Raw genomic sequence first — 17,397 nt, 5'->3', positions numbered from 1 at the left:
CGCGCGCACCCGGCCGCCCATGGGGCCGATGCAGGCGCCCTTGGCGTTCAGCCCGGAGCGGGTGGACCGTACGGCGATCTTGGTGCGGTGACCTGTCGGAATTCCCGCCGGGCCACCGCCCGGTTCCTGTATGCGCGACGGACGCACGGAACTCAGCGGCCGCGGACGACCAGCCCCGCTTCGTACGCCGTTATGGCCGCCTCCACCCTGTTCCGCACGCCGAGCTTTCCGAGAATCGCGCTGACGTGGGCCTTGACCGTGCCCTCGACCAGTTCCAGCCGCCGGCCGATCTCGGCGTTGGACAGCCCGGCACCGAGCAGCGACAGCACGTCCAGCTCCCGTCCGGTCAGCCGCCCCTCGGGCAGCCGCGCGGGGGCCCACCCGGCACCGGCCGGCCGGCTGTCGCGCAGCCCCGCCACGACCCGGGCGGCGACCTTCGGCGACAGGTAGGCCCCGCCCGCGGCCACCGCGTGCACCCCGGACAGCAGCTCCCGCGGATCGTCCGCCTTGAGCAGGAAACCGTCGGCGCCCGCCCGCAGCGCCCGGGCGATGAACTCGTCCTGCCCGAACGTGGTGAGCATGACCACGGCCGTGCCGGGCAGCTCCCGGTAGATCCGCCCGGCCGCCGCGATCCCGTCCAGCCCCGGCATCTGGATGTCCAGCAGCGCCACGTCCGGCCGCGCCCGGCGCGCGGCCTCCACCGCCCCGTGCCCGTCGGCCGCCTCGGCGACGACCTCGATCCCGCCGTCCCTGTCCAGGATGGCGCGCACCCCGGCGCGGACCATCGCCTCGTCGTCAGCCACCAGTACCCGGACCATCGGCGCAGTCTAACGACGGGCACCCCAGCCCCCGGTACGACGATCGTCAGGAACCCCTGACGAAAGTCAGGGCACGGATCACCGCCGCGCGGGCGACGCGCACCGCGGCCGCCGCTCCCTACGGTCGGAGCACCGCAGGGAACTCCGGAAGGACGCATGTGATCACCCTCAGAGGGCTCACCAAACGCTATGGCGGCACCGTCGCCGTCGACGACCTGACCCTGGACGTCACCGAGGGCCGGGTGACCGGCTTCCTCGGCCCCAACGGCGCCGGCAAGTCGACCACGATGCGCATGATCCTCGGCCTGGACCGGCCGACCGCGGGCGCCGCGCTCATCGACGGCAGGCCGTACGCCGCGCTGCGCCACCCGGTCCGCGAGGTGGGCGCCCTCCTGGACGCCAGGGCGCTGCACCCGGCCCGCTCGGCGCGTGGCCACCTCGTCGCCCAGGCCCGCAGCAACGGCATCCCGGTGCGCCGGGTGGACGAGGTGCTGGAGACCGTCGGGCTGGCCACGGTCGCCCGGCGGCGCGCCGGGGCGTTCTCGCTCGGCATGTACCAGCGGCTCGGCGTCGCGGGCGCCCTGCTCGGCGACCCGAAGGTGCTGGTCCTGGACGAACCCGTCAACGGCCTCGACCCCGACGGGGTGCGCTGGATACGGGAGCTGGTGCGGGACCAGGCCGCCCAGGGGCGGACGGTGTTCCTCTCCAGCCACCTGATGAGCGAGATGCAGCTGACGGCCGATCACCTGGTCGTCATCGGCAGGGGCCGGCTGCTCGCCGACGCGCCCCTGCGGGACCTGCTGGCCGGCGGTGCGGCAGGCGCGGTCCGGGTGTGCGTACCCGACCCGGAGGACCGGCGCAGACTCGCCGGGCACCTCACGGCGTCCGACGGCGTACGGGTGACGGCGGCCGGCGAGCAGGACCTCGTCGTCCGGGGACGCACGGCCGGGGAGGTCGGTGACCTCGCCCACCGGCTCGGCGTACGGCTGCACGAACTGCGCGGTACGGGCGCCTCGCTGGAAGAGACGTACATGGAACTGACCGCGCGCAGCGTGGAGTACGGAACAGGCGGCGCACAGTACGTCGGCGCACGCTCCGGCACCGGCTCCGCGCCGGGCGTGAGCCGGGGGTGCGCGTGATGTCCGCCGCCCTGACACCCTCCGCAACGCCCGCCCACACCCCTTCGCGCCCCGGCGGCGGAGGTTTCGGCGGCGCGGTCGCCGCCGAGTGGACCAAGCTGTGGTCGCTCCGCGCCCCGTACGTCTGCCTCCTGGCAGGGGCCGCAGTGACAACGGTCTTCACCTTCTATTACGGCTCGATCGCGCGCATCGGCGACCAGCCGCTCCAGCCGGTCGGCAACGCGCCGGTCTCCTCCGTCGTACTCGTGCAGTTCGCCGTCGTCGTCCTGGCGATGACCACCGTGACGAGCGAGTACGCCACGGGCAGTGTGCGCACCTCGCTGCTGTGGGTGCCCGTACGGCACCACGTGCAACTGGCCAAGTCGCTCGTGACCGCCGCGGTGTCCTGCGTCGCCGGGGTGCTGTGGGGCGCGCTGGGTGTGGCGGTGGCGTGGCGGCCTTTCGGCGGCCACGCCACCTTCGAGACGGCCCAGGTGCTGTCTCACCTGCTGGCCATGGGCCTGTACTGCGCCCTGATCGCTGTCCTCACGGTGGGTACGGCCTTCGCCCTGCGGCACGCCGCCGCGACCCTGGCAGTGCTCGCCTTCCTCGTCGCCGCCCTGCCGGGCATGCTCACCGGCCTGGGCGGACCCGTACTGCTGACGGTCAACGACTACCTGCCGCAGACCGCGGGCGGCTACTTCCTGCACGGCGGCGACGGCGCCCCGTACCCCGCGCCGGCCGGGCTGCTGATCGTGCTGGCGTGGACGGCCGCCGCGCACTTCACCGGCCGGGCGGTGCTCGGCAGGCGGGACGCCTGAGAGCGGGGCGCCTGAGAGCGGGGCGGTGCGGCGGCTGGAGCCCCGGCGCCGCGCCGTCCCGTCAGTGGCGTTCCGGCTCGGCGGGCAGCACGTCCTTCGCGACGAGCCGCGTACCGGAGTAGCAGAGCCGGTAGACGTCGACCTCGCCCAGCAGATTGCCGTTCGACCGGTAGAAGTCGCAGGCGGCACCGGACGGGGCGGGCCGCGCCGTCATGGCCTCGGACGGGTACGGGTACGGCTGCCGCGGCAGGACGTGCGCGAACCGGGCCCGGTCCTGGCCCGTCCGCAGGGCCGCGTAGTCCGCCGGCCGCAGTACGCAGGAGGCCAGCTGGTGGGCGAGGTGGGCGGCGGACCCGAGCAGCACCAGCCCGACGCCCGCCGGCACGGCGAACGCCGAGAGGAACCGCAGCCGGGCCCGGCGCCGGACCAGCGCCAGCCGGCGCACCGACTCCGACCCCTGTTCCGCCCCGCCCGTCGCTGCCACCCCAACCGTAGCTCTCGCCCCGTCCGTCGCTCCCGTCACGCCCCCCGGCTCCGGCTCCGGCCCCGTTCCGGCGCCCGCTTCCCCGGCGGCCCGCGAACGGCCCGCGCCCACCCGGTCCGGCAGCACGGCGACCACCTCGAACCCGCCTCCGGACGGCCCGGCCCGCAGCGTCCCCCCGACCAGCGAGACGCGCTCCCGCAACCCGGCCAGGCCCCGGTTGCCCGGCACCGGGTGCGCCGGGCTGCCCGCGGGCGGCGCGGAGTTGGTCACCCGTACCTCCGTACCGCCCCGCACCCGGACGAGCGCGACGCGCACCTCGCTGCCGGGCGCGTGCTTGACGGCGTTGGTCAGCGCCTCCTGCACCACCCGGTACACCGCCCGGTCGGCCATCGGCGGCAGGGCCGGTACCGCGCCCGTACGGTGCAGGTCCACCGCCACACCGGAAGCCCGTACCCGGGCGACGAGATCGTCCACCGGCTCCCCCGGCGCCACCGCAGGCTCACCGTCCGCGTCACCGCGCAGCACGCCGATGGTCTCCCGCAGCTCCTCGACCGCGTCCGACACCGCCGCGCGCAGCTCCGCGAGGTCCGCGCGGTCCTGACCGCTCAGCGTCGGGGAGAGTTCGAGGGCGCCCGCGCGCAGCGCGACGAGGCTGAGGACGTGCCCGAGGGAGTCGTGCATGTCGGCCGCGATACGCGTGCGTTCCTGGAACTTCGCCCGGTCGGCGATCAGCCGCTGCTGCTGTTCCAGGACGCGCGCCCGGTCCCATCCGCCGCGTACCAGCGCCTGCCGCGCACGCCAGTACCGGCCGGCCAGCCATGGCAGCACCATCGCCGCCGGCAGCATGGTCAGCGTGTAGAACCACCACACGGCGCCGGCCCGCAGCACGGCACACAGCAGGAGGTCGGCCGCCAGTGCGCCGCCGAACACCAGCAGGGCCCGGCCCGTACGTTCCGACCGGACCCCGAGGAGGTACGCCGACGCGGCCAGGGCGGGGAGGTAGCCGTTCCCCGGTGTCACGGAACTCGTCAGGCCCCACGCGCACAGCCCGTTGACCACGACCACGGCAGTCCCCGGCCACCTGCGGCCGCCCGCCACCGCCCCGGCCAGCACGAGCACCGGCAGCACCAGCCCCAGGACGACCGGACCCCGCGGGTGGTCCCGGTGGTCCAGCACGGCGGCCGCCGACAGTACGGCCCACAACGCCACACCGCGGACGGCCGGGCCCGGCCGCACCGCCTACGCCTCGGCGTCCTGCGGGTACCAGCGCAGTTCGACCGTGTTGCCGTCCGGGTCCAGGACGTACAGGGACTGCGCGTCGCCCCGGGCCCCGTACCGCCGGCCGGGCCCGTCGACCACCGTGAAGTCGCCGGAGTCGACGACCTGTTGCCAGTCCAGCGGCTCGACGACCAGGCAGATGTGGTCGACGTTGGACTCGCCGCGCTCCCCTTCGACGAGGTCGATGATGGTCGTCGGGCTGACCCGGACGGAGGGGAAGGGGACCTTGCCGGCGCGCCACTCCTCGACGCGCACCGGTTCGAGGCCGAGCGGACCGCAGTAGAAGCCGAGGGCGCGTTCGGTGTCCGCGACGGTGAGGACCAGGTGGTCGAAGGCGATGACGCGCATGGGTTCGTCCGTCTCCTGAGGGATGAAAGGATCGTACGTGCCGCCCGCTGCTCACCGGCGGCTGTGGTGGACGATAGCGGTCCCGCCGGGTTGTGTGATCAGCCGTCGGACCTGCATCGGAAGTCCCGGGGTACGTCATTGATCCAGACCAATCAGGACGTTGTGGGATCAACTACAACTTTGCCGACTCTTGGTGTCGTTGGAACTCTGTTTACACCAGCCTCTTAGGCAACAGGCGGCGGCCGAAGCCCTGTTGACGGGTCGACGATCAGCCGCTTCCACGAGGCAAGGCGAGAGGCAGGAACAGCAACATGGCGAAGAACCGCACCGTGCGGCACGGAGGACGTGCACTGGTGCTCGCGGCGGCGGCCGCGGGCCTGGCCGCGGCAATGACCGTACCCGCCGCGGCGGCCGACGGACCGGAGCGCAAGCAGCTGATAGCCGACTGCGCCTCCGGCGAAGGCAAGTGCACCTTCAACGAGCCGGTGCTCGGCAAGGCGTACCTGGGCGACTTCCGGCAGGTGTCCAACTCGCTCTACAACTGCAGCACCTCGCCCGCCACCCAGTCGATGGGCTGGTCGGACACGGTGGGCTCCAGCGACTCGGCCGGCGTCTCGGTCACCGCGGGCGGGAAGCTCGCGGGCATCATCGACCTCAGCGTCACGGCGACGTACAGCCACACCTGGAGCAGCTCGCACACCGAGGACAGCTCGCTGAACATGACGGTGCAGCCCGGCGAGGTGGGCTGGATCTCGCGCGCCCAGGTCATGCAGACCGTCTCGGGCACCTGGCAGACCCACTACGACAGCCCCAAGTGGGGGCACTACTACTGGTACGTGCCGGACACCGTCACCGGCCCGGCCGCCAACGGTACGGACGGCGTCAGCAACGCGGTGGTGGTCAAGACCCGCAAGATGACGGCCTCCGAGAAGGCGTCCTGCACCGCCGGCGCGCACCAGGGGCAGACCTTCCAGCTCAAGCGCTGAGGGCGGGCCGCGTGCGGGGGCGGACGGCCGTAGCGGCCGGCTGCCGTGCTGCCCCCGCACGTGCGCGTACGCGTCAGCCGCTGCTGCCGTCGTCCATGCGCAGCCGGACCAGCTCGTCCAGCCGCTCCAGGCTGCGGTCCAGCTCGTCGTTGACCGCGCCGGCACCCGGGTCGTGCTGCTCGTCGAAGAAGGACAGGTGCACCGTCACCTCGCTGGCGCCGCTGCCGATGCCGGCGACCTGGAGCCAGCCGGCGTAGCTGCCGCTGTCCCGGGTGCCCCACTCCAGCCGCATCTGGTCCCGCTCGGCGCGGAAGAGGCCGGCCTCGTCCTCGCCCGTACGGTCCTCGTGCACGGTCACGGCCGGCAGGTCCGCCGCCTTCACGTGCAGTCCCTGCGGCAGCCAGCTGTCGAGTTGCCCCACGATGCTCGCCTGGTCGAACACATGCTCAGGCAGCGCGGGCATCGTACGGGAACGTTCGTATTCGCTCATGCCGGACCCTTCTCGTCGCAAGCCTTCCGTGCCCCCCGTAACCGTCTGCCCGCAGACGGCGCCCGAAGCCCCCCTACCACCCGTTCGCTGTGACCGGGTCCGCCCTTCAGCCTCACGGCCGCCGACCGCGGCGCCGGACGGCGACGGCGGCATCGGGCCGAGGAGGTGGCCGTCCCGGGAAACGAAGCCCTCCGCGCGCCGGACCGGGCGCGCGGAGGGCCTGGACGGGCGTCAGTCGTCCGAGAGGGACACGTGGTAGACGACGCGGCCGTTCAGCTCGGGGTGCGGGCGGACGTGCTTGCGGTACGGGGACTCGTTGGAGACCCAGAGCTGTTCGGTGGCGGGCCAGTACGACAGGTTCTCGGCGGCCGCCGGGGTACGGCTCCACACGCGTACCGGGCCGTTGGTGTCACCCCGGTAGAGGCAGTACGGCTCGCCGAAGACCCGGCGGGCGTCCGGGCACATCGCGGTGAAGTAGAAACGTTCGTCCAGCTGGACGACGCCCTGCGGGCCGGCCAGCGGGACGCGGTACGCGCCACCGGCCCGCACCAGGCCGCGGGAGTCGGAGCGCAGCAGGTGGGACGTCGAGCTCAGCGGCCACCGCACCACGCGGGAGGCCGGCGAGCTGGTCTCGACGGTCACCAGCGAGGGCGCGAACGCCGAACCGTGGTCGATGGAGGCGCCGCTGAAGCACGGCGTCTCGCTCGGACTGCTCCCGCACCCGTTGCGGCCGACGAAGGAGTACTGGCCGACCTGCGGCAGCGCCGCCGACTGCCAGTTGGCGCTCACCGAACCGCGCCGCATCCCCACCCGCTCGGAGGAGGTGGTGGTGGCCCACAGGTGGCGTACGTCGAAGACGCGCAGCCGCTCGCTGCTGTACAGGAACAGGTACGGGCCGTACCAGGAGAGGGTGTCGCCGTGCCCCTTCAGAGCGGTGAACCCGCCGGTGCCCTGCGGGGTGACGAGCAGGGCGCTGCGGTAGCGGGGGCGGCCGCGGTCGGTGACGTCCGTGAAGGACACCTTCATGAAGTGGTCGATCTGCTTGGCGCCGCGCCAGGGGCGGTTCTTCGGATTGCGCGGGGCGCTGGGGTGGTCGTAGCTGGACGCCCAGCTCGCGGCGACGATGCTGCGCCCCTGCCAGCGGCCCGAGCGCGGCTCGGCCTCACCGGACCCGGTCAGCCCCTGCGGGACGTACGCCCAGCCCAGGTCGTCCGCCGACCCGCGCTGCCAGCAGAACCCGTCCGCGCCGCTCAGCGGCACCCTGGTCGGGCAGCGCGACAGGTTCACCGCCGCGTGGGGTCGGGTGTTCAGCCAGGACGTGAGGGACGCGGGGCGGAGCTGACGGTGGCGCCGTTCGAGCGCGAGGACGCGCCCGCGGTCCGTACCGTCGTACCGGAGCTGGAAGCCCTGGTGGCCGATGGGTGTGATGACCCCCTTGGACCGGCCGCCGGGCATGGCGCTCTGCGTCAGCTGCTCGTGCCGGAAGGCCCGCTGCTCACCCGCGTGGGAGTAGCGCGACGCGTCCGCGGCGGCCGGCGGCGGTTCCTGGGACGTCGCCGCCGGGGCACCGACTGTGAGGGCGGCCGCCAATGACCCCACAGCGGCCACCAGGGCTGTACACCGAGAAAACTTCAATTCTACCAGCCACTCTTTCCGCAATTCCGTCCCCGGGCCGCGCGCACGGCGCGTGCCGGAAATGCGGCGCGGTGCAAGTGCGGGGCTGGAGGAGGGGGTTGCAGCGTCATGGGGCTCCCCGAATGGCAGCTCCCTGATCACGCAGAAAGGATTCCACTGATAAGCCGCCTTGGTGGAGTACGTCGGCGTCAACAGGCACGTACTTCACCCGTACGAGGTAGGCGCGGGGCGGGTGGCGCTGGTACTGAAACGCTTTCGTCGGTAAATAGGACGGGCATTTCATCGGATAAAAGGAGCGCGAGAGGCGGATCGCGGCGCTCCCGAGTCCGCGGAATGTGCCGGGGACATACGACGGCCCGCGCGGCAGGCGCCGGGTCGTGGGCGTCGCCCCGCGGACCGGCCGCGAGGCGACGCGTACCGTGCTATCCGGCCGCTCCGGCGCACGCCGGGTGGCCCCACCCGTCCGGGTTCTTCGCGATCGTCTCGCCCTTGCCGTACGACTGTCCGCACCGGCACTGGCCGGGGAAGCGCGCCTTGACGGACCCCCGCGGCCGCGAGCTGTTGCCCGGCCGCGCGGACGGGACGCGGGCGGCGCCGGTCGCCCGGGCCCGCCCGCCGGACGCCGCACCGGCCGGCTCCGGCGCGGGGAGCGCGGAGCCCAGGGCGCTGCCGACGGCCTGCTGGGTGCGCGCGGTCTCGCTGGCGGCGCCGTCCGCCGCGGCGTTCAGCGGGTCGCCGTCGACCTGGTGGGCCGGTACGTAGACGAACTCCACCGTCCGCCCGGTCAGCAGCTCGTCGATGGCGACGATCAGGTCGCGGTTGGCCACCGGCTTGCCCGCCGCGGTCTTCCAGCCCTTCTTGCGCCACCCCGGCAGCCACGTCGTGACCGCCTTCATCGCGTACTGCGAGTCCATCCGCACCTGGAGCGGCGCGGCGGGGTCGGTGGCCGCCAACAGCTCCCGCAGCGCGGTCAGTTCCGCCACGTTGTTGGTCGCGGTCCCCAGCGGGCCGGCCGCCCAGCGCTCCACCGTGCCCGCCGCGTCCCCGACGACCCATGCCCAGGCCGCGGGCCCGGGGTTCCCTTTCGACGCCCCGTCGCACGCGGCTGTGATCTGTTCTGCCATCCCTCGATACTGCCAGTACTGCGGACCTTCCCCGACCAGGGCCCCGGCGGTCGCACGCGGCCCGCCGGGGCCCGGCCGCGTCAGCAGGTGGGGCGCTGGGCGTGGGCCGGGTCGAGCGCGTTCAGGGCGAGGCGGGTCGCCGTCCGGTCGTAGGTGATGTTGAGGTGGGTGATGGGGTCGATCAGGCAGTGGCTCTGGACCGTCTCGTTGGTGACGTTGCCGGCCGGGGCCAGGAACGCCGAGGAGTAGGGGGTCACGACCTCGTCGTACCAGGTGGTGATGGTGGTGTAGTCGACGGCCGGGTGGGTCTCGCCGCCGGCGTTCAGCTCTTTGATGAAGCGCGAGCCGACGACCTGCTGCTCGCAGGCGGGGCAGGCCGCGCCGGCCACGACATCGGCGCCGGGGATCAGCCGGGCCAGCAGGCCGAGGCCGAGGAGCGTCGTGCCGTGGTTGGGCGGGACGAAGGCGACGAGCTTGCCGACCTTCGCGGCCCCGCCCAGGTTCTTGATGTAGTACCGCGGCATCATGCCGCCCTGCGAGTACCCGACGAGGTCGACCTTGTCCGCGCCGGTCGCCGCCCGCACCTGGTCGACGAACGCGTCGAGCTGCCCGGCCGACTTCGCGATGTCGCCGGTGGCGAGGACGGGGCCCTGGGTACCTCCGTAGTTGAGGGCGAAGACGCAGTAGCCGGCGTCCTTGAGGGTGGGGGAGATGGCGGCCCAGTTGGCGTACCGGTTCTCGAACGTGCCGTGCACGAGGACGACCGGACGGGGATGGGTCCGGCCCGGCTTGCACGACCAGTCGTTCGCGCCGATGGGCAGGGCGGTCGGCTTGGCGACCGAATAGAGGAAGGCGGACAGGAAGTCGCCCTGCCGCGGCCCGACGGGGTCGGCGGCGGTGGGGGAAGGGGTCGCGTGCGGTGCGGAGGCCGCCGGTGCGGCGGCGGGCCGAGCGGGCGCGGCCTGGGCGCTCGCCGCCGTGGTCGTGCCGGCCAGCACCAGACCGGCCGTCATCAGCAGGGCGGTCAGTGCGGCCGGCGGCCGGCGGCGTCTCGTGCGCGTGGTCCCGTTGCTGCGCATCACGTGTACTCCTCTTGCCGTGGTTCGGTACGGACACAAGAAGGACGGACGTGGCACGCCGGACCGGCACCCCTGAGTGTCGGGGCCAGGAAGCTACCGGCGCGTAACGTCGGGACCACGCTCGCGCCGCAAGGGCCGTTACGCCAGGGAAAAGGGCCCGGTGGCGAGAAATGTGTCACGCAGGTGACATCTTCGGGGGCTGCCGGGTCAGGCGCCGGAGCTCCCGGCGGGGTCGCGGGCAGCGGCGGGTGGCGGGCCGTCGCGGCACCGGGCGCGTACGGGACTGGACCACTGGGGCCGGAACGGGGCACGATCCCGGCCCGGGGACTCGAACGCCCCGTGGTCCACGGTCCGGAGGAGGCCCGCGATGCAGAACCCGCCTGGCGAGACGTTCGCACGTGGCCCCTGGCACGAACTCCCGGCGTCCTTCGGCTCGTTGCTGCGCCCCCGGATCGACGCCATCGCCTCCGACATGGTCGAGGCCATCCGCGACGAGGTGCCCGCATACCGGCGCCCGCTCGACTCCTCCACGGGGCGCGACCTGGTCGACTCGGTGTGCCGCGCGATGCGCCAGTTCGCCGAGCTGACGGAGGCCCCGGAAAGTCCGCAGGACCATCACATCCGGTACTTCCGCCACCTGGGGCGCGTGGAATTCCTCAACGGGCGCACCACGGACGGCCTCCAGGCCGCCTTCCGCGTCGGCGCGCGGGTGGGCAGCCGCCGCTACGCGGAGATCGCCCGTACGGCCTCACTGCCCACCGAGATCGTCCTGCCGCTGCACGAAGCCGTACTGACGCACATCAACGCGCTGTCCAACGAGGCGGTCAAGGGCTTCGTCGCCGCCCAGGCCCGCGCGGAGGGCGAGGTGCAGCGCAGCCGGCGGGCCCTGGCGCAGGCGCTGCTGGAACAGCCGCGCGGCACGCCCCGCGAACCGCTCGAAGCCCTGGCGGCGCGGGCCCGCTGGCCGCTGCCCACCGCGGTCGCCTGTCTCGTCGTACGGGGCGCGGCGGGCAGCCGGTGCACCGTGCCGTGGCCGGACGCGCTGGTGCTGCCGCGCGGCACGGACCTCGTACTGGTCCTGCCGGAGCCGGCCGGCGGCGGTCCGGCCGGTGCCGAGGAGATGCGCGCCGCGGCCGGCGGCCGTACCGCGGCGCTCGGCCCGGCCGTCGCGCCGCACGACGCCTGGGTGTCGCTCGTCTGCGTACGGCTCGCGCTGAACCACCACCGGGACACGGGCGGGCCGGACGGCGCGTTCCTGGCCGTCGGCGACCGGCTGGCCGACGTCCACCTGCTCGGCGGCGCGCACATCGGGCGCCTGCTGGGGGACCAGGTGCTCAGCGCCCTCGACGGGCTGCCCGCGGGCCGGGCGGCCCGGCTGGCGGAGACGCTCGACGCGCTCCTCATGTCATGGGGCCGCACCGCCCCCGAGGTCGCCCAGGCCCTCGGCATCCATCCGCAGACGGCACGCAAGCGCCTGCGGCAGCTGGACGCGCTCTTCGACGGCCGGCTCGCCGACCCCGGATTCCGCTTCGGCGCGCTGCTGGCGCTGCGCACGCGCGCCCTGCGGCGGTGAGTGGGCGCAGTGGGCCGGGCCCGGTACGCGATCGAGGCCCGGCCGGCACGGGACCGGAGCCGGCCCGTATCCGCGGCCCGGCCCGTACGGCTCACTCCTTCAGCGGGTCGTGGCCGATGTCCATCAGGCCGTGGCGCCAGTCCGCGCCGCCGGCCTTCGGGTCCGTGCCCTCCGGGTGCTGGCTGCCGACGATCTCGACGACGCGGCGCATCGCCCCGGCGTCGCTCTCGGTGAGGTCGGTGCGGCGCTTGCCCAGGATCTCCAGCACCTGCCGCCCGAGGGGCCGCCCGGCCCGGTCGGGGACCTCCTCGCTGTTCTCGCCCGCGGACTCGACGCTCAGCCACTCCCGCAGCTCACGTGAGGTCATGTTGACGGCCTTGTGGAACTCGTCCCACAGCTCGTCGCCGACCTGCGCTGTCATGGACGCCTCCTGGAGATCGTTTCGAACGTACGCACACTGGGTGTCCAGTGGCCCGCCCGGACAAACCCGGCGATCACCCGCGCAGCCCCACCAGCACCGGCCGGTGGTCGCTGCCGAGGCGGTCCGGCAGCACGGCGGCCCCGGTGGCGCGCAGCCCGCGGACCAGGACATGGTCGATGCGGACGACCGGGAACGCCGCGGGCCAGGTGAAGCCGGGCCCCCGCCCGGCGTCGTACTGGGCGGAGGTGAGCTGCCGGGCCGGCGGCGCCAGGCCCCGGTCGCGCAGGCTGCCGTTGAGGTCGCCCAGCACCACCACCCGCGCGGCCCGGTCGTCCCGCACCCGGCCGGCCGGCTCGGCGGCGCCGCGGTCCCGCGCCCCTGTGGTGAAGCCCGCGTCGGCACGGACCCGTACGGACGGCAGGCGCACGGCGTAGAAGGCGGTGTCACCTCCGGGAGTGCGGATCAGGGCCCGTATCGCGTGCGGCCAGGCGCCGCCCAGGTCCAGGTCCGTCACCTCGCCGACCGGATAACGGGACCACAGGCCCAGGGTGTTCGCCGCCGCGTGGTGCGGGTGGACCGCGCCGAGCGCCCGTTCGTACGCGGGCAGGGCGGCGGCCGGGACCTTCTCCAGCGCCACCACGTCGGCGCCGGTGCCGGTCACCTGCCGGGCGACGGCGGCGGGTGAGGTGCGGTCGCCGCCGACGTTGTACGTCAGCACCTGGAAGTCGGCCCGGTCGTCACCGCCTCCCGGGAGGTACCCCGGCAGGAACAGCCAGGCCCACACCACCGCGGGCACCAGCGCCGCGGCCACCCCCACCACGGAGCGGCGCAGCGCCGCCCACCCGAGCAGGACCGGAACCACGGCGCCGAACCAGGGCAGCGCGGTCTCGGCCAGACTCCCCAGGTGACCCGGAGTGTTCGGCAGCAGCCCGGGGAAGGCCAGCAGTACCGCGAGGAGCAGGGACGGCACGGCGATCCGCAGGCCGGGCCGCCGCCACGGGCCGGCAGCGGTCCCGGCCGGTCCCCGCCGCGTCATCGACGCCTTCCGTCCGTACGGCGCGAAAGGCAGCGCCACCCGGCAGCACCGAAACCGACCGCGGTGCAGCCGGCCCCCAGGAGCCCCGCGCAGATCAACGGGGTGACGGCCGGCGGGGACAGGGCGACGGCGGCCACCGTCACCATCGGGAGGACGGCCACGGCGAAAAGGGCCCGGATGCCCTCCGCCACACCCGCGGGGCCCGCGGACGGGCGCGGTACGGTCCTGCGCTGCTGTGAGGTGCGTCGGTTCATGCTGCTCTCCTCGGTCAGGGGCCGGCGGCTGCTCACCGCCGGCGGCGGGCGCGGCCCGGCTTCTGAGCGGCGTGGGTGGGGCGCTGTTCGGCGGGCAGGAGCAGGACACGGTCGTCGGCGTCGTACTCGTACAGCTCGGCGTAGCGGCCCCAGGTGACCGCCGTGGCCAGCTGCCGCCGTGCGGCGTGCTCGGGGACGTGGCCGCGGAGCCGGCCGATCAGGTACGGCTCCCGCAGCCGGCCGCTGCCGGACGCCAGCAGGAGCGTGCGGATGGTGGCGATGAGCGGGACGTTGGCGAGCGCGGCGGCGGCGAACAGGTGCTTGCGCGGGAGGATGTCGGCGCGCGCGAAGCCGCGGCCGGTGACCGTCAGGTGCAGCCGGTTGGCGGCGACCTTGGCGTAGCCGAGCAGCTGCGCCGCCTCGACCAGCGGCATCAGGTCGTCGACCGCGTACGACAGCGCGTCGGCCAGCGCCGCCGGCTCTACGGAACCGCCCCGGGTGTCCAGGAGCTCCAGCAGACCGGTCAGGGCCTCCACGGTGGCGTCCGGCAGCGGCCCGGCGGCCCGCAGGAGGTCCTGTACGACCGCTTCGGGACCGGACGCTCCGGGGCCGGCCGTGCCGGAAGCGGCCGCACCCGGAGCGGCCGTGTCGCGCCGGCCGGTCAGCGCCTCGTAGGCATCCTCGACCAGCGCCTCGAAGCCGGGGTCGCGGCGGTCGCGGGGGCGCGGCAGGGCGACGCGCAGCTCGGCCCTGACGCGGCCCGGGTCGGTGTCGAGCACCAGGATCCGGTCGGCGAGCTGGACGGCCTCCTCGATGGAGTGGGTGACCAGCAGGGCGGTGCGGGTGGGGGAGTCGGGGTGGGCGAGCAGTTCCAGCAGCTCGTTGCGGAGGGCCTGCGCGGTCAGGACGTCCAGGGCCGAGAACGGCTCGTCCATCAGCAGCACGTCCGGCTGGACGACCAGGGCGCGGGCGAAGCCGGCCCGCTGCCGCATACCGCCGGACAGCTCCTTCGGGTAGGCGTTCTCGAACCCGTCCAGGCCGACCATGCCGATGGCGCGCAGGGCCCGGACCCGCCGCTCGGCGGCGGTCACGCCCCGGGCCTGGAGGCCGAGTTCGACGTTCTGCCGCACCGTCAGCCACGGCATCAGGGCGAAGGACTGGAACAGCATCGCCGTACCGGGGTTCGGCCCGGTGACCGGCTCGCCGCGGTAGTGGACGGTGCCGCTGGAGGGCGCGAGCAGCCCGGCGATGTGGCGGAGCAGCGTCGACTTTCCCGAACCGGACTTGCCGAGCAGGGCGATGACCTCGCCCTCGTACAGGTCGAAGGTCACGTCGTCGAGGACCGGCAGGACGCCGCCGGAAGGGGCGGGGAAGTGCTTGCGCAGGCCGCGGACGCTGATGACGGAGGTGTTCATGGTGATGCTCCGAGGGACGGGTGGTGCGACGGGAAGGGGGTGTGGCGGCCCGGCCGCCGGTGGCCCGGTGGGTGAACGGCAGCTTCCGGCGGCGCTACAGCGCGCAGCGCTTCATCGCGAAGCGGTACAGCCGCCGCCAGAACAGCCGGTTGATGACGACGACATAGACACTCATCAGGACGGCGCCGAGGAAGTTGCGGGCGAAGTCACCGTCGGCGGTGGCCTGCTGGATGTACGCGCCGATACCGGCCGCGGTGAGTGTGGTGGTGCCGTAACGGACGGTCTCCGCCTGGATCGACGCGTTCCAGGCGCCGCCCGACGCGGTCAGCGCTCCGGTGACGTACGAGGGGAGGACGGCCGGCAGGATCAGCGTCTTCCAGCGCAGCCACCCGCGCACTCCCAGGTCGGCGGCGGCCTCGCGCAGGTCGCCCGGGATGGCGCCGGCCCCCGCGATCACGTTGAACAGCACGTACCACTGGGCGCCCAGGGCCATCAACGCGATGCAGCCCCAGTTCAGCGAGACGCCGGAGGCGCCCAGCACGACGACCGCGAGCGGGAAGACGAAGTTGGTCGGGAAGGAGGCCAGGACCTGCACGACCGGCTGGGCGACCCGGTTGACCTTCGGGTTCATCCCGATCCACACGCCGATGGGCACCCACACCACGGTCGAGAAGGCGACCAGCAGCAGCACCCGGCCGTAGGTGATCAGTGCCAACAGCGCGTCGTGGCCGATCTCCGGCAGCGGGACGTGGGCGAGGACGTAGGAGAACGCCTGCCACCCGATGGCGGCGACGGCCCCGGCGTACAGCACGGCGAAGACGACGTCGGCCCGACCGCGCCGGGTGTCGTCCCGCGCCGGCCGCCCGCGGCCGGTGCCCAGCACCCGCATGGCACGGTCGAGCCGCTCACCGGCCGGGCGCAGGGCGCGCGCCAGCCGGCCGGGCAGGGTGGAGCGGCGCAGCAGCTCCAGGACCCAGCTGCGCGGCTGCTCGGCGATCTCGCACTCCTCGGTACGGAACCGCTCGGCCCAGGCCGTCAGCGGCCGCCAGAAGAAGAAGTTGACCGACACCACCGTCCCGGCCATCACGACGACGGCCAGCGCGACCCGGGCGCCCTCCCCGTCGTCCAGTGCCTGGGCCACGTACGAGCCGATGCCCGGCAGCGCGTTGTCCCGGTTGCTGACGCTGATCGTCTCGGAGGCGCTGAGCGCGAACCAGGCCGCACCGAAGCTGATCATGCCGTTCCAGACCTGGGAGATCATGCCGCTGGGCACGTCCAGCTTCCAGAACCGCTGCCACCGGGTGAGCCCCATCAGCCGGGCCGCCTCGTCCAGCTCCCTGGGCTGGGTGGTCAGCGACTGGTAGAAGGCGAGTGCCATGTTCCACACCAGGGCGGTGAAGACGGCGAAGACCGAGGCGCACTCCAGGCCCAGCGTGGAGTGCGGGAACAGGGCGACGAAGCCGGTGACGGTGATGCTGAGGAAGGTCAGGACCGGTACGGACTGCAGGATGTCGACCGCCGGGACGATGACCTTGGCCGCCCGCCGGGACCGGGCCGCCCACGTACCGAACACGAAGGTGAAGAGCACCGCGGGCACCAGCCCGGCGAACATACGCAGCACGGAACGCGCCGCGTAGTACGGCAGCCGTGCGGGATCGGTGGAGACGGCCGGTGGATTTCCGGGGTCGAAAGGCTGGTCGGTGCTGGCCCCGACCCGGACCACGAGGTAAAAGAGCGCGACGACGCCGCAGACGATGAAGAGGTCCACGGGGCGCATTCGGGCAGCGCGCAGCGCGCCGCCGGACGGGAACTGGCGGAGTTTCGTCATGGGAATACCCGAGAGAATTCGTGCGGGCAGGCCGGCGCGGTGGCGAAGCGGTCGCCACGGGGACCGGCTGCCCGGCAGTCCGAAGCCGCGGGCCGTACGGCCCGGTCAGCGGGAACGGCGGTGAGCGGGACTGGGAGGATCGCCGTACAGCACAACGACCACCTCCTCGAATTCCTCGGCACAGAACTGCGGCGGCCTCGGGCGGCCGGCGCCGGAAGGAATGATGGCACGTAATGCGTGGCATGGTCAAAAACTCACGCGAGGTTTTGGGAAAGCTGAGGACGTCTTCAGGAAAACGGTGACCGGCGGGGCCGGAGCGGAGGCATCGAAAAGGAATCCGCATTTCTGAGGAGGCTTTCAGGATTTCCTGAAGGCGCGTTCAGAATTCCCGTGCCGGGGCCCGCGCGGACCGCCTCGGCGCCGGACCTGCCCCCGGCGCATCGGTACGTACCAAGGGGATGGGACAATGGCGGTGATGATTAAGGAAGACCAGCGCAGCGAGAACCCGACCGACCCGGCCGCCCCCGAGGAAGCCGAGGCGGACACCGTACGGCGGCAGGCCCGGCTGACCCTGGCCGGCCAGGCCCGGGACGCCGACGAGCTGAAGATGCTCCTGGAGATGCTGGGCCTGCACCCCTCCCAGGAGGGCGAGAGCTGAGCCCGTACGCGAGCGGGCCCGGCCACCCGGC

The 17,397-nt window shown here is 73.6% G+C and carries 17 protein-coding genes; 5 read left to right on the top strand and 12 right to left on the bottom strand.

What is annotated here, in order from left to right:
• Nucleotides 1-152 precede the first annotated feature (152 nt).
• Entirely contained in the window at nucleotides 153-818 is a 666-nt protein-coding gene (locus tag AB0L45_RS38460; RefSeq protein ID WP_365848440.1) for a response regulator transcription factor, read from the bottom strand.
• Nucleotides 819-976: 158 nt separating this feature from the next.
• Between AB0L45_RS38460 and AB0L45_RS38455 the strand changes: the two genes are divergently transcribed.
• Both AB0L45_RS38455 and AB0L45_RS38450 read left to right on the top strand, forming a co-directional pair.
• Entirely contained in the window at nucleotides 977-1,957 is a 981-nt protein-coding gene (locus AB0L45_RS38455; RefSeq protein WP_365848439.1) for an ATP-binding cassette domain-containing protein, read from the top strand.
• Nucleotides 1,957-2,757, top strand: a complete 801-nt coding sequence (locus AB0L45_RS38450; RefSeq protein ID WP_365848438.1) for an ABC transporter permease — start codon at nucleotides 1,957-1,959, stop codon at nucleotides 2,755-2,757. Before AB0L45_RS38455 ends, AB0L45_RS38450 begins: the two co-directional genes overlap by 1 nt.
• 61 nt (nucleotides 2,758-2,818) lie before the next feature.
• On the opposite strand, the gene AB0L45_RS38445 is transcribed toward AB0L45_RS38450, so the two are convergent.
• Together AB0L45_RS38445 and AB0L45_RS38440 are read right to left on the bottom strand one after the other, a co-directional pair.
• Nucleotides 2,819-4,450 carry a sensor histidine kinase gene (locus AB0L45_RS38445; protein ID WP_365848437.1) on the bottom strand — a complete coding sequence of 544 codons (1,632 nt, stop codon included), beginning with the start codon at nucleotides 4,448-4,450 and terminating at the stop codon, nucleotides 2,819-2,821.
• Nucleotides 4,451-4,480: 30 nt separating this feature from the next.
• The gene (locus AB0L45_RS38440) at nucleotides 4,481-4,867 is read right to left on the bottom strand and encodes a VOC family protein (RefSeq protein ID WP_365848436.1); all 387 of its coding nucleotides are present in this window, start codon (nucleotides 4,865-4,867) and stop codon (nucleotides 4,481-4,483) included.
• A 311-nt stretch (nucleotides 4,868-5,178) separates the two neighbouring features.
• Between AB0L45_RS38440 and AB0L45_RS38435 the strand changes: the two genes are divergently transcribed.
• Complete coding sequence (locus AB0L45_RS38435) at nucleotides 5,179-5,853, top strand: hypothetical protein (protein ID WP_365848435.1); 675 nt, start codon at nucleotides 5,179-5,181, stop codon at nucleotides 5,851-5,853.
• Between the two features lie 73 nt (nucleotides 5,854-5,926).
• Here AB0L45_RS38435 and AB0L45_RS38430 read toward each other — a convergent pair whose 3' ends face one another.
• The 4 genes from AB0L45_RS38430 to AB0L45_RS38415 form a co-directional block, all read right to left on the bottom strand.
• A complete protein-coding gene (locus AB0L45_RS38430; RefSeq protein ID WP_365848434.1) occupies nucleotides 5,927-6,343 on the bottom strand; it encodes an SRPBCC family protein in 417 nt (138 codons plus the stop codon).
• Nucleotides 6,344-6,574: 231 nt separating this feature from the next.
• Nucleotides 6,575-7,942, bottom strand: a complete 1,368-nt coding sequence (locus AB0L45_RS38425) for a hypothetical protein (RefSeq protein WP_365848433.1) — start codon at nucleotides 7,940-7,942, stop codon at nucleotides 6,575-6,577.
• Nucleotides 7,943-8,400: 458 nt separating this feature from the next.
• Entirely contained in the window at nucleotides 8,401-9,102 is a 702-nt protein-coding gene (locus AB0L45_RS38420; RefSeq protein ID WP_365848432.1) for a ribonuclease H, read from the bottom strand.
• 80 nt (nucleotides 9,103-9,182) lie between these two features.
• A complete protein-coding gene (locus AB0L45_RS38415; protein ID WP_365848431.1) occupies nucleotides 9,183-10,181 on the bottom strand; it encodes an alpha/beta fold hydrolase in 999 nt (332 codons plus the stop codon).
• Between the two features lie 367 nt (nucleotides 10,182-10,548).
• Between AB0L45_RS38415 and AB0L45_RS38410 the strand changes: the two genes are divergently transcribed.
• Nucleotides 10,549-11,754, top strand: coding sequence for a helix-turn-helix domain-containing protein (locus AB0L45_RS38410; protein WP_365848430.1), 1,206 nt, complete (start codon nucleotides 10,549-10,551; stop codon nucleotides 11,752-11,754).
• A gap of 91 nt (nucleotides 11,755-11,845) precedes the next feature.
• Here AB0L45_RS38410 and AB0L45_RS38405 read toward each other — a convergent pair whose 3' ends face one another.
• From AB0L45_RS38405 to AB0L45_RS38385, 5 genes are all read right to left on the bottom strand, one after another.
• The gene (locus AB0L45_RS38405; RefSeq protein WP_365848429.1) at nucleotides 11,846-12,175 is read right to left on the bottom strand and encodes a DUF3140 domain-containing protein; all 330 of its coding nucleotides are present in this window, start codon (nucleotides 12,173-12,175) and stop codon (nucleotides 11,846-11,848) included.
• A gap of 73 nt (nucleotides 12,176-12,248) precedes the next feature.
• Nucleotides 12,249-13,211 (bottom strand): endonuclease/exonuclease/phosphatase family protein, encoded by a 963-nt coding sequence (locus AB0L45_RS38400; protein WP_365848428.1) that lies wholly within the window; start codon nucleotides 13,209-13,211, stop codon nucleotides 12,249-12,251.
• Nucleotides 13,208-13,465 (bottom strand): hypothetical protein, encoded by a 258-nt coding sequence (locus AB0L45_RS38395; RefSeq protein ID WP_365848427.1) that lies wholly within the window; start codon nucleotides 13,463-13,465, stop codon nucleotides 13,208-13,210. The genes AB0L45_RS38400 and AB0L45_RS38395 overlap by 4 nt, the downstream gene beginning before the upstream one ends.
• Nucleotides 13,466-13,497: 32 nt before the next feature.
• On the bottom strand, nucleotides 13,498-14,880 hold the full coding sequence (locus tag AB0L45_RS38390) for a nitrate/sulfonate/bicarbonate ABC transporter ATP-binding protein (RefSeq protein WP_365848426.1): 1,383 nt from the start codon (nucleotides 14,878-14,880) through the stop codon (nucleotides 13,498-13,500).
• A gap of 94 nt (nucleotides 14,881-14,974) precedes the next feature.
• On the bottom strand, nucleotides 14,975-16,708 hold the full coding sequence (locus AB0L45_RS38385; RefSeq protein ID WP_365848425.1) for an ABC transporter permease subunit: 1,734 nt from the start codon (nucleotides 16,706-16,708) through the stop codon (nucleotides 14,975-14,977).
• A 475-nt stretch (nucleotides 16,709-17,183) separates the two neighbouring features.
• Here AB0L45_RS38385 and AB0L45_RS38380 point away from each other — a divergent pair, with 475 nt between their 5' ends.
• A complete protein-coding gene (locus tag AB0L45_RS38380) occupies nucleotides 17,184-17,366 on the top strand; it encodes a hypothetical protein (protein ID WP_365848424.1) in 183 nt (60 codons plus the stop codon).
• Nucleotides 17,367-17,397 lie beyond the last annotated feature (31 nt).

The sequence above is a fragment of the Streptomyces sp. NPDC052496 genome (genome assembly GCF_040679095.1).
Lineage (GTDB): Bacteria > Actinomycetota > Actinomycetes > Streptomycetales > Streptomycetaceae > Streptomyces.
Note: the sequence above shows the minus strand (reverse complement) of the source record. Positions and strands in the feature narration are given on the sequence as shown.

Coding starts and splice junctions, on each gene's coding strand:
- AB0L45_RS38460 (WP_365848440.1), bottom strand. CDS start 818: ATGGTCCGGGTACTGGTGGCTGACGACGAGGCGATGGTCCGCGCCGGG.
- AB0L45_RS38450 (WP_365848438.1), top strand. CDS start 1,957: ATGTCCGCCGCCCTGACACCCTCCGCAACGCCCGCCCACACCCCTTCG.
- AB0L45_RS38440 (WP_365848436.1), bottom strand. CDS start 4,867: ATGCGCGTCATCGCCTTCGACCACCTGGTCCTCACCGTCGCGGACACC.
- AB0L45_RS38435 (WP_365848435.1), top strand. CDS start 5,179: ATGGCGAAGAACCGCACCGTGCGGCACGGAGGACGTGCACTGGTGCTC.
- AB0L45_RS38430 (WP_365848434.1), bottom strand. CDS start 6,343: ATGAGCGAATACGAACGTTCCCGTACGATGCCCGCGCTGCCTGAGCAT.
- AB0L45_RS38420 (WP_365848432.1), bottom strand. CDS start 9,102: ATGGCAGAACAGATCACAGCCGCGTGCGACGGGGCGTCGAAAGGGAAC.
- AB0L45_RS38415 (WP_365848431.1), bottom strand. CDS start 10,181: ATGCGCAGCAACGGGACCACGCGCACGAGACGCCGCCGGCCGCCGGCC.
- AB0L45_RS38410 (WP_365848430.1), top strand. CDS start 10,549: ATGCAGAACCCGCCTGGCGAGACGTTCGCACGTGGCCCCTGGCACGAA.
- AB0L45_RS38405 (WP_365848429.1), bottom strand. CDS start 12,175: ATGACAGCGCAGGTCGGCGACGAGCTGTGGGACGAGTTCCACAAGGCC.
- AB0L45_RS38400 (WP_365848428.1), bottom strand. CDS start 13,211: ATGACGCGGCGGGGACCGGCCGGGACCGCTGCCGGCCCGTGGCGGCGG.
- AB0L45_RS38395 (WP_365848427.1), bottom strand. CDS start 13,465: ATGAACCGACGCACCTCACAGCAGCGCAGGACCGTACCGCGCCCGTCC.
- AB0L45_RS38390 (WP_365848426.1), bottom strand. CDS start 14,880: ATGAACACCTCCGTCATCAGCGTCCGCGGCCTGCGCAAGCACTTCCCC.
- AB0L45_RS38385 (WP_365848425.1), bottom strand. CDS start 16,708: ATGACGAAACTCCGCCAGTTCCCGTCCGGCGGCGCGCTGCGCGCTGCC.
- AB0L45_RS38380 (WP_365848424.1), top strand. CDS start 17,184: ATGATTAAGGAAGACCAGCGCAGCGAGAACCCGACCGACCCGGCCGCC.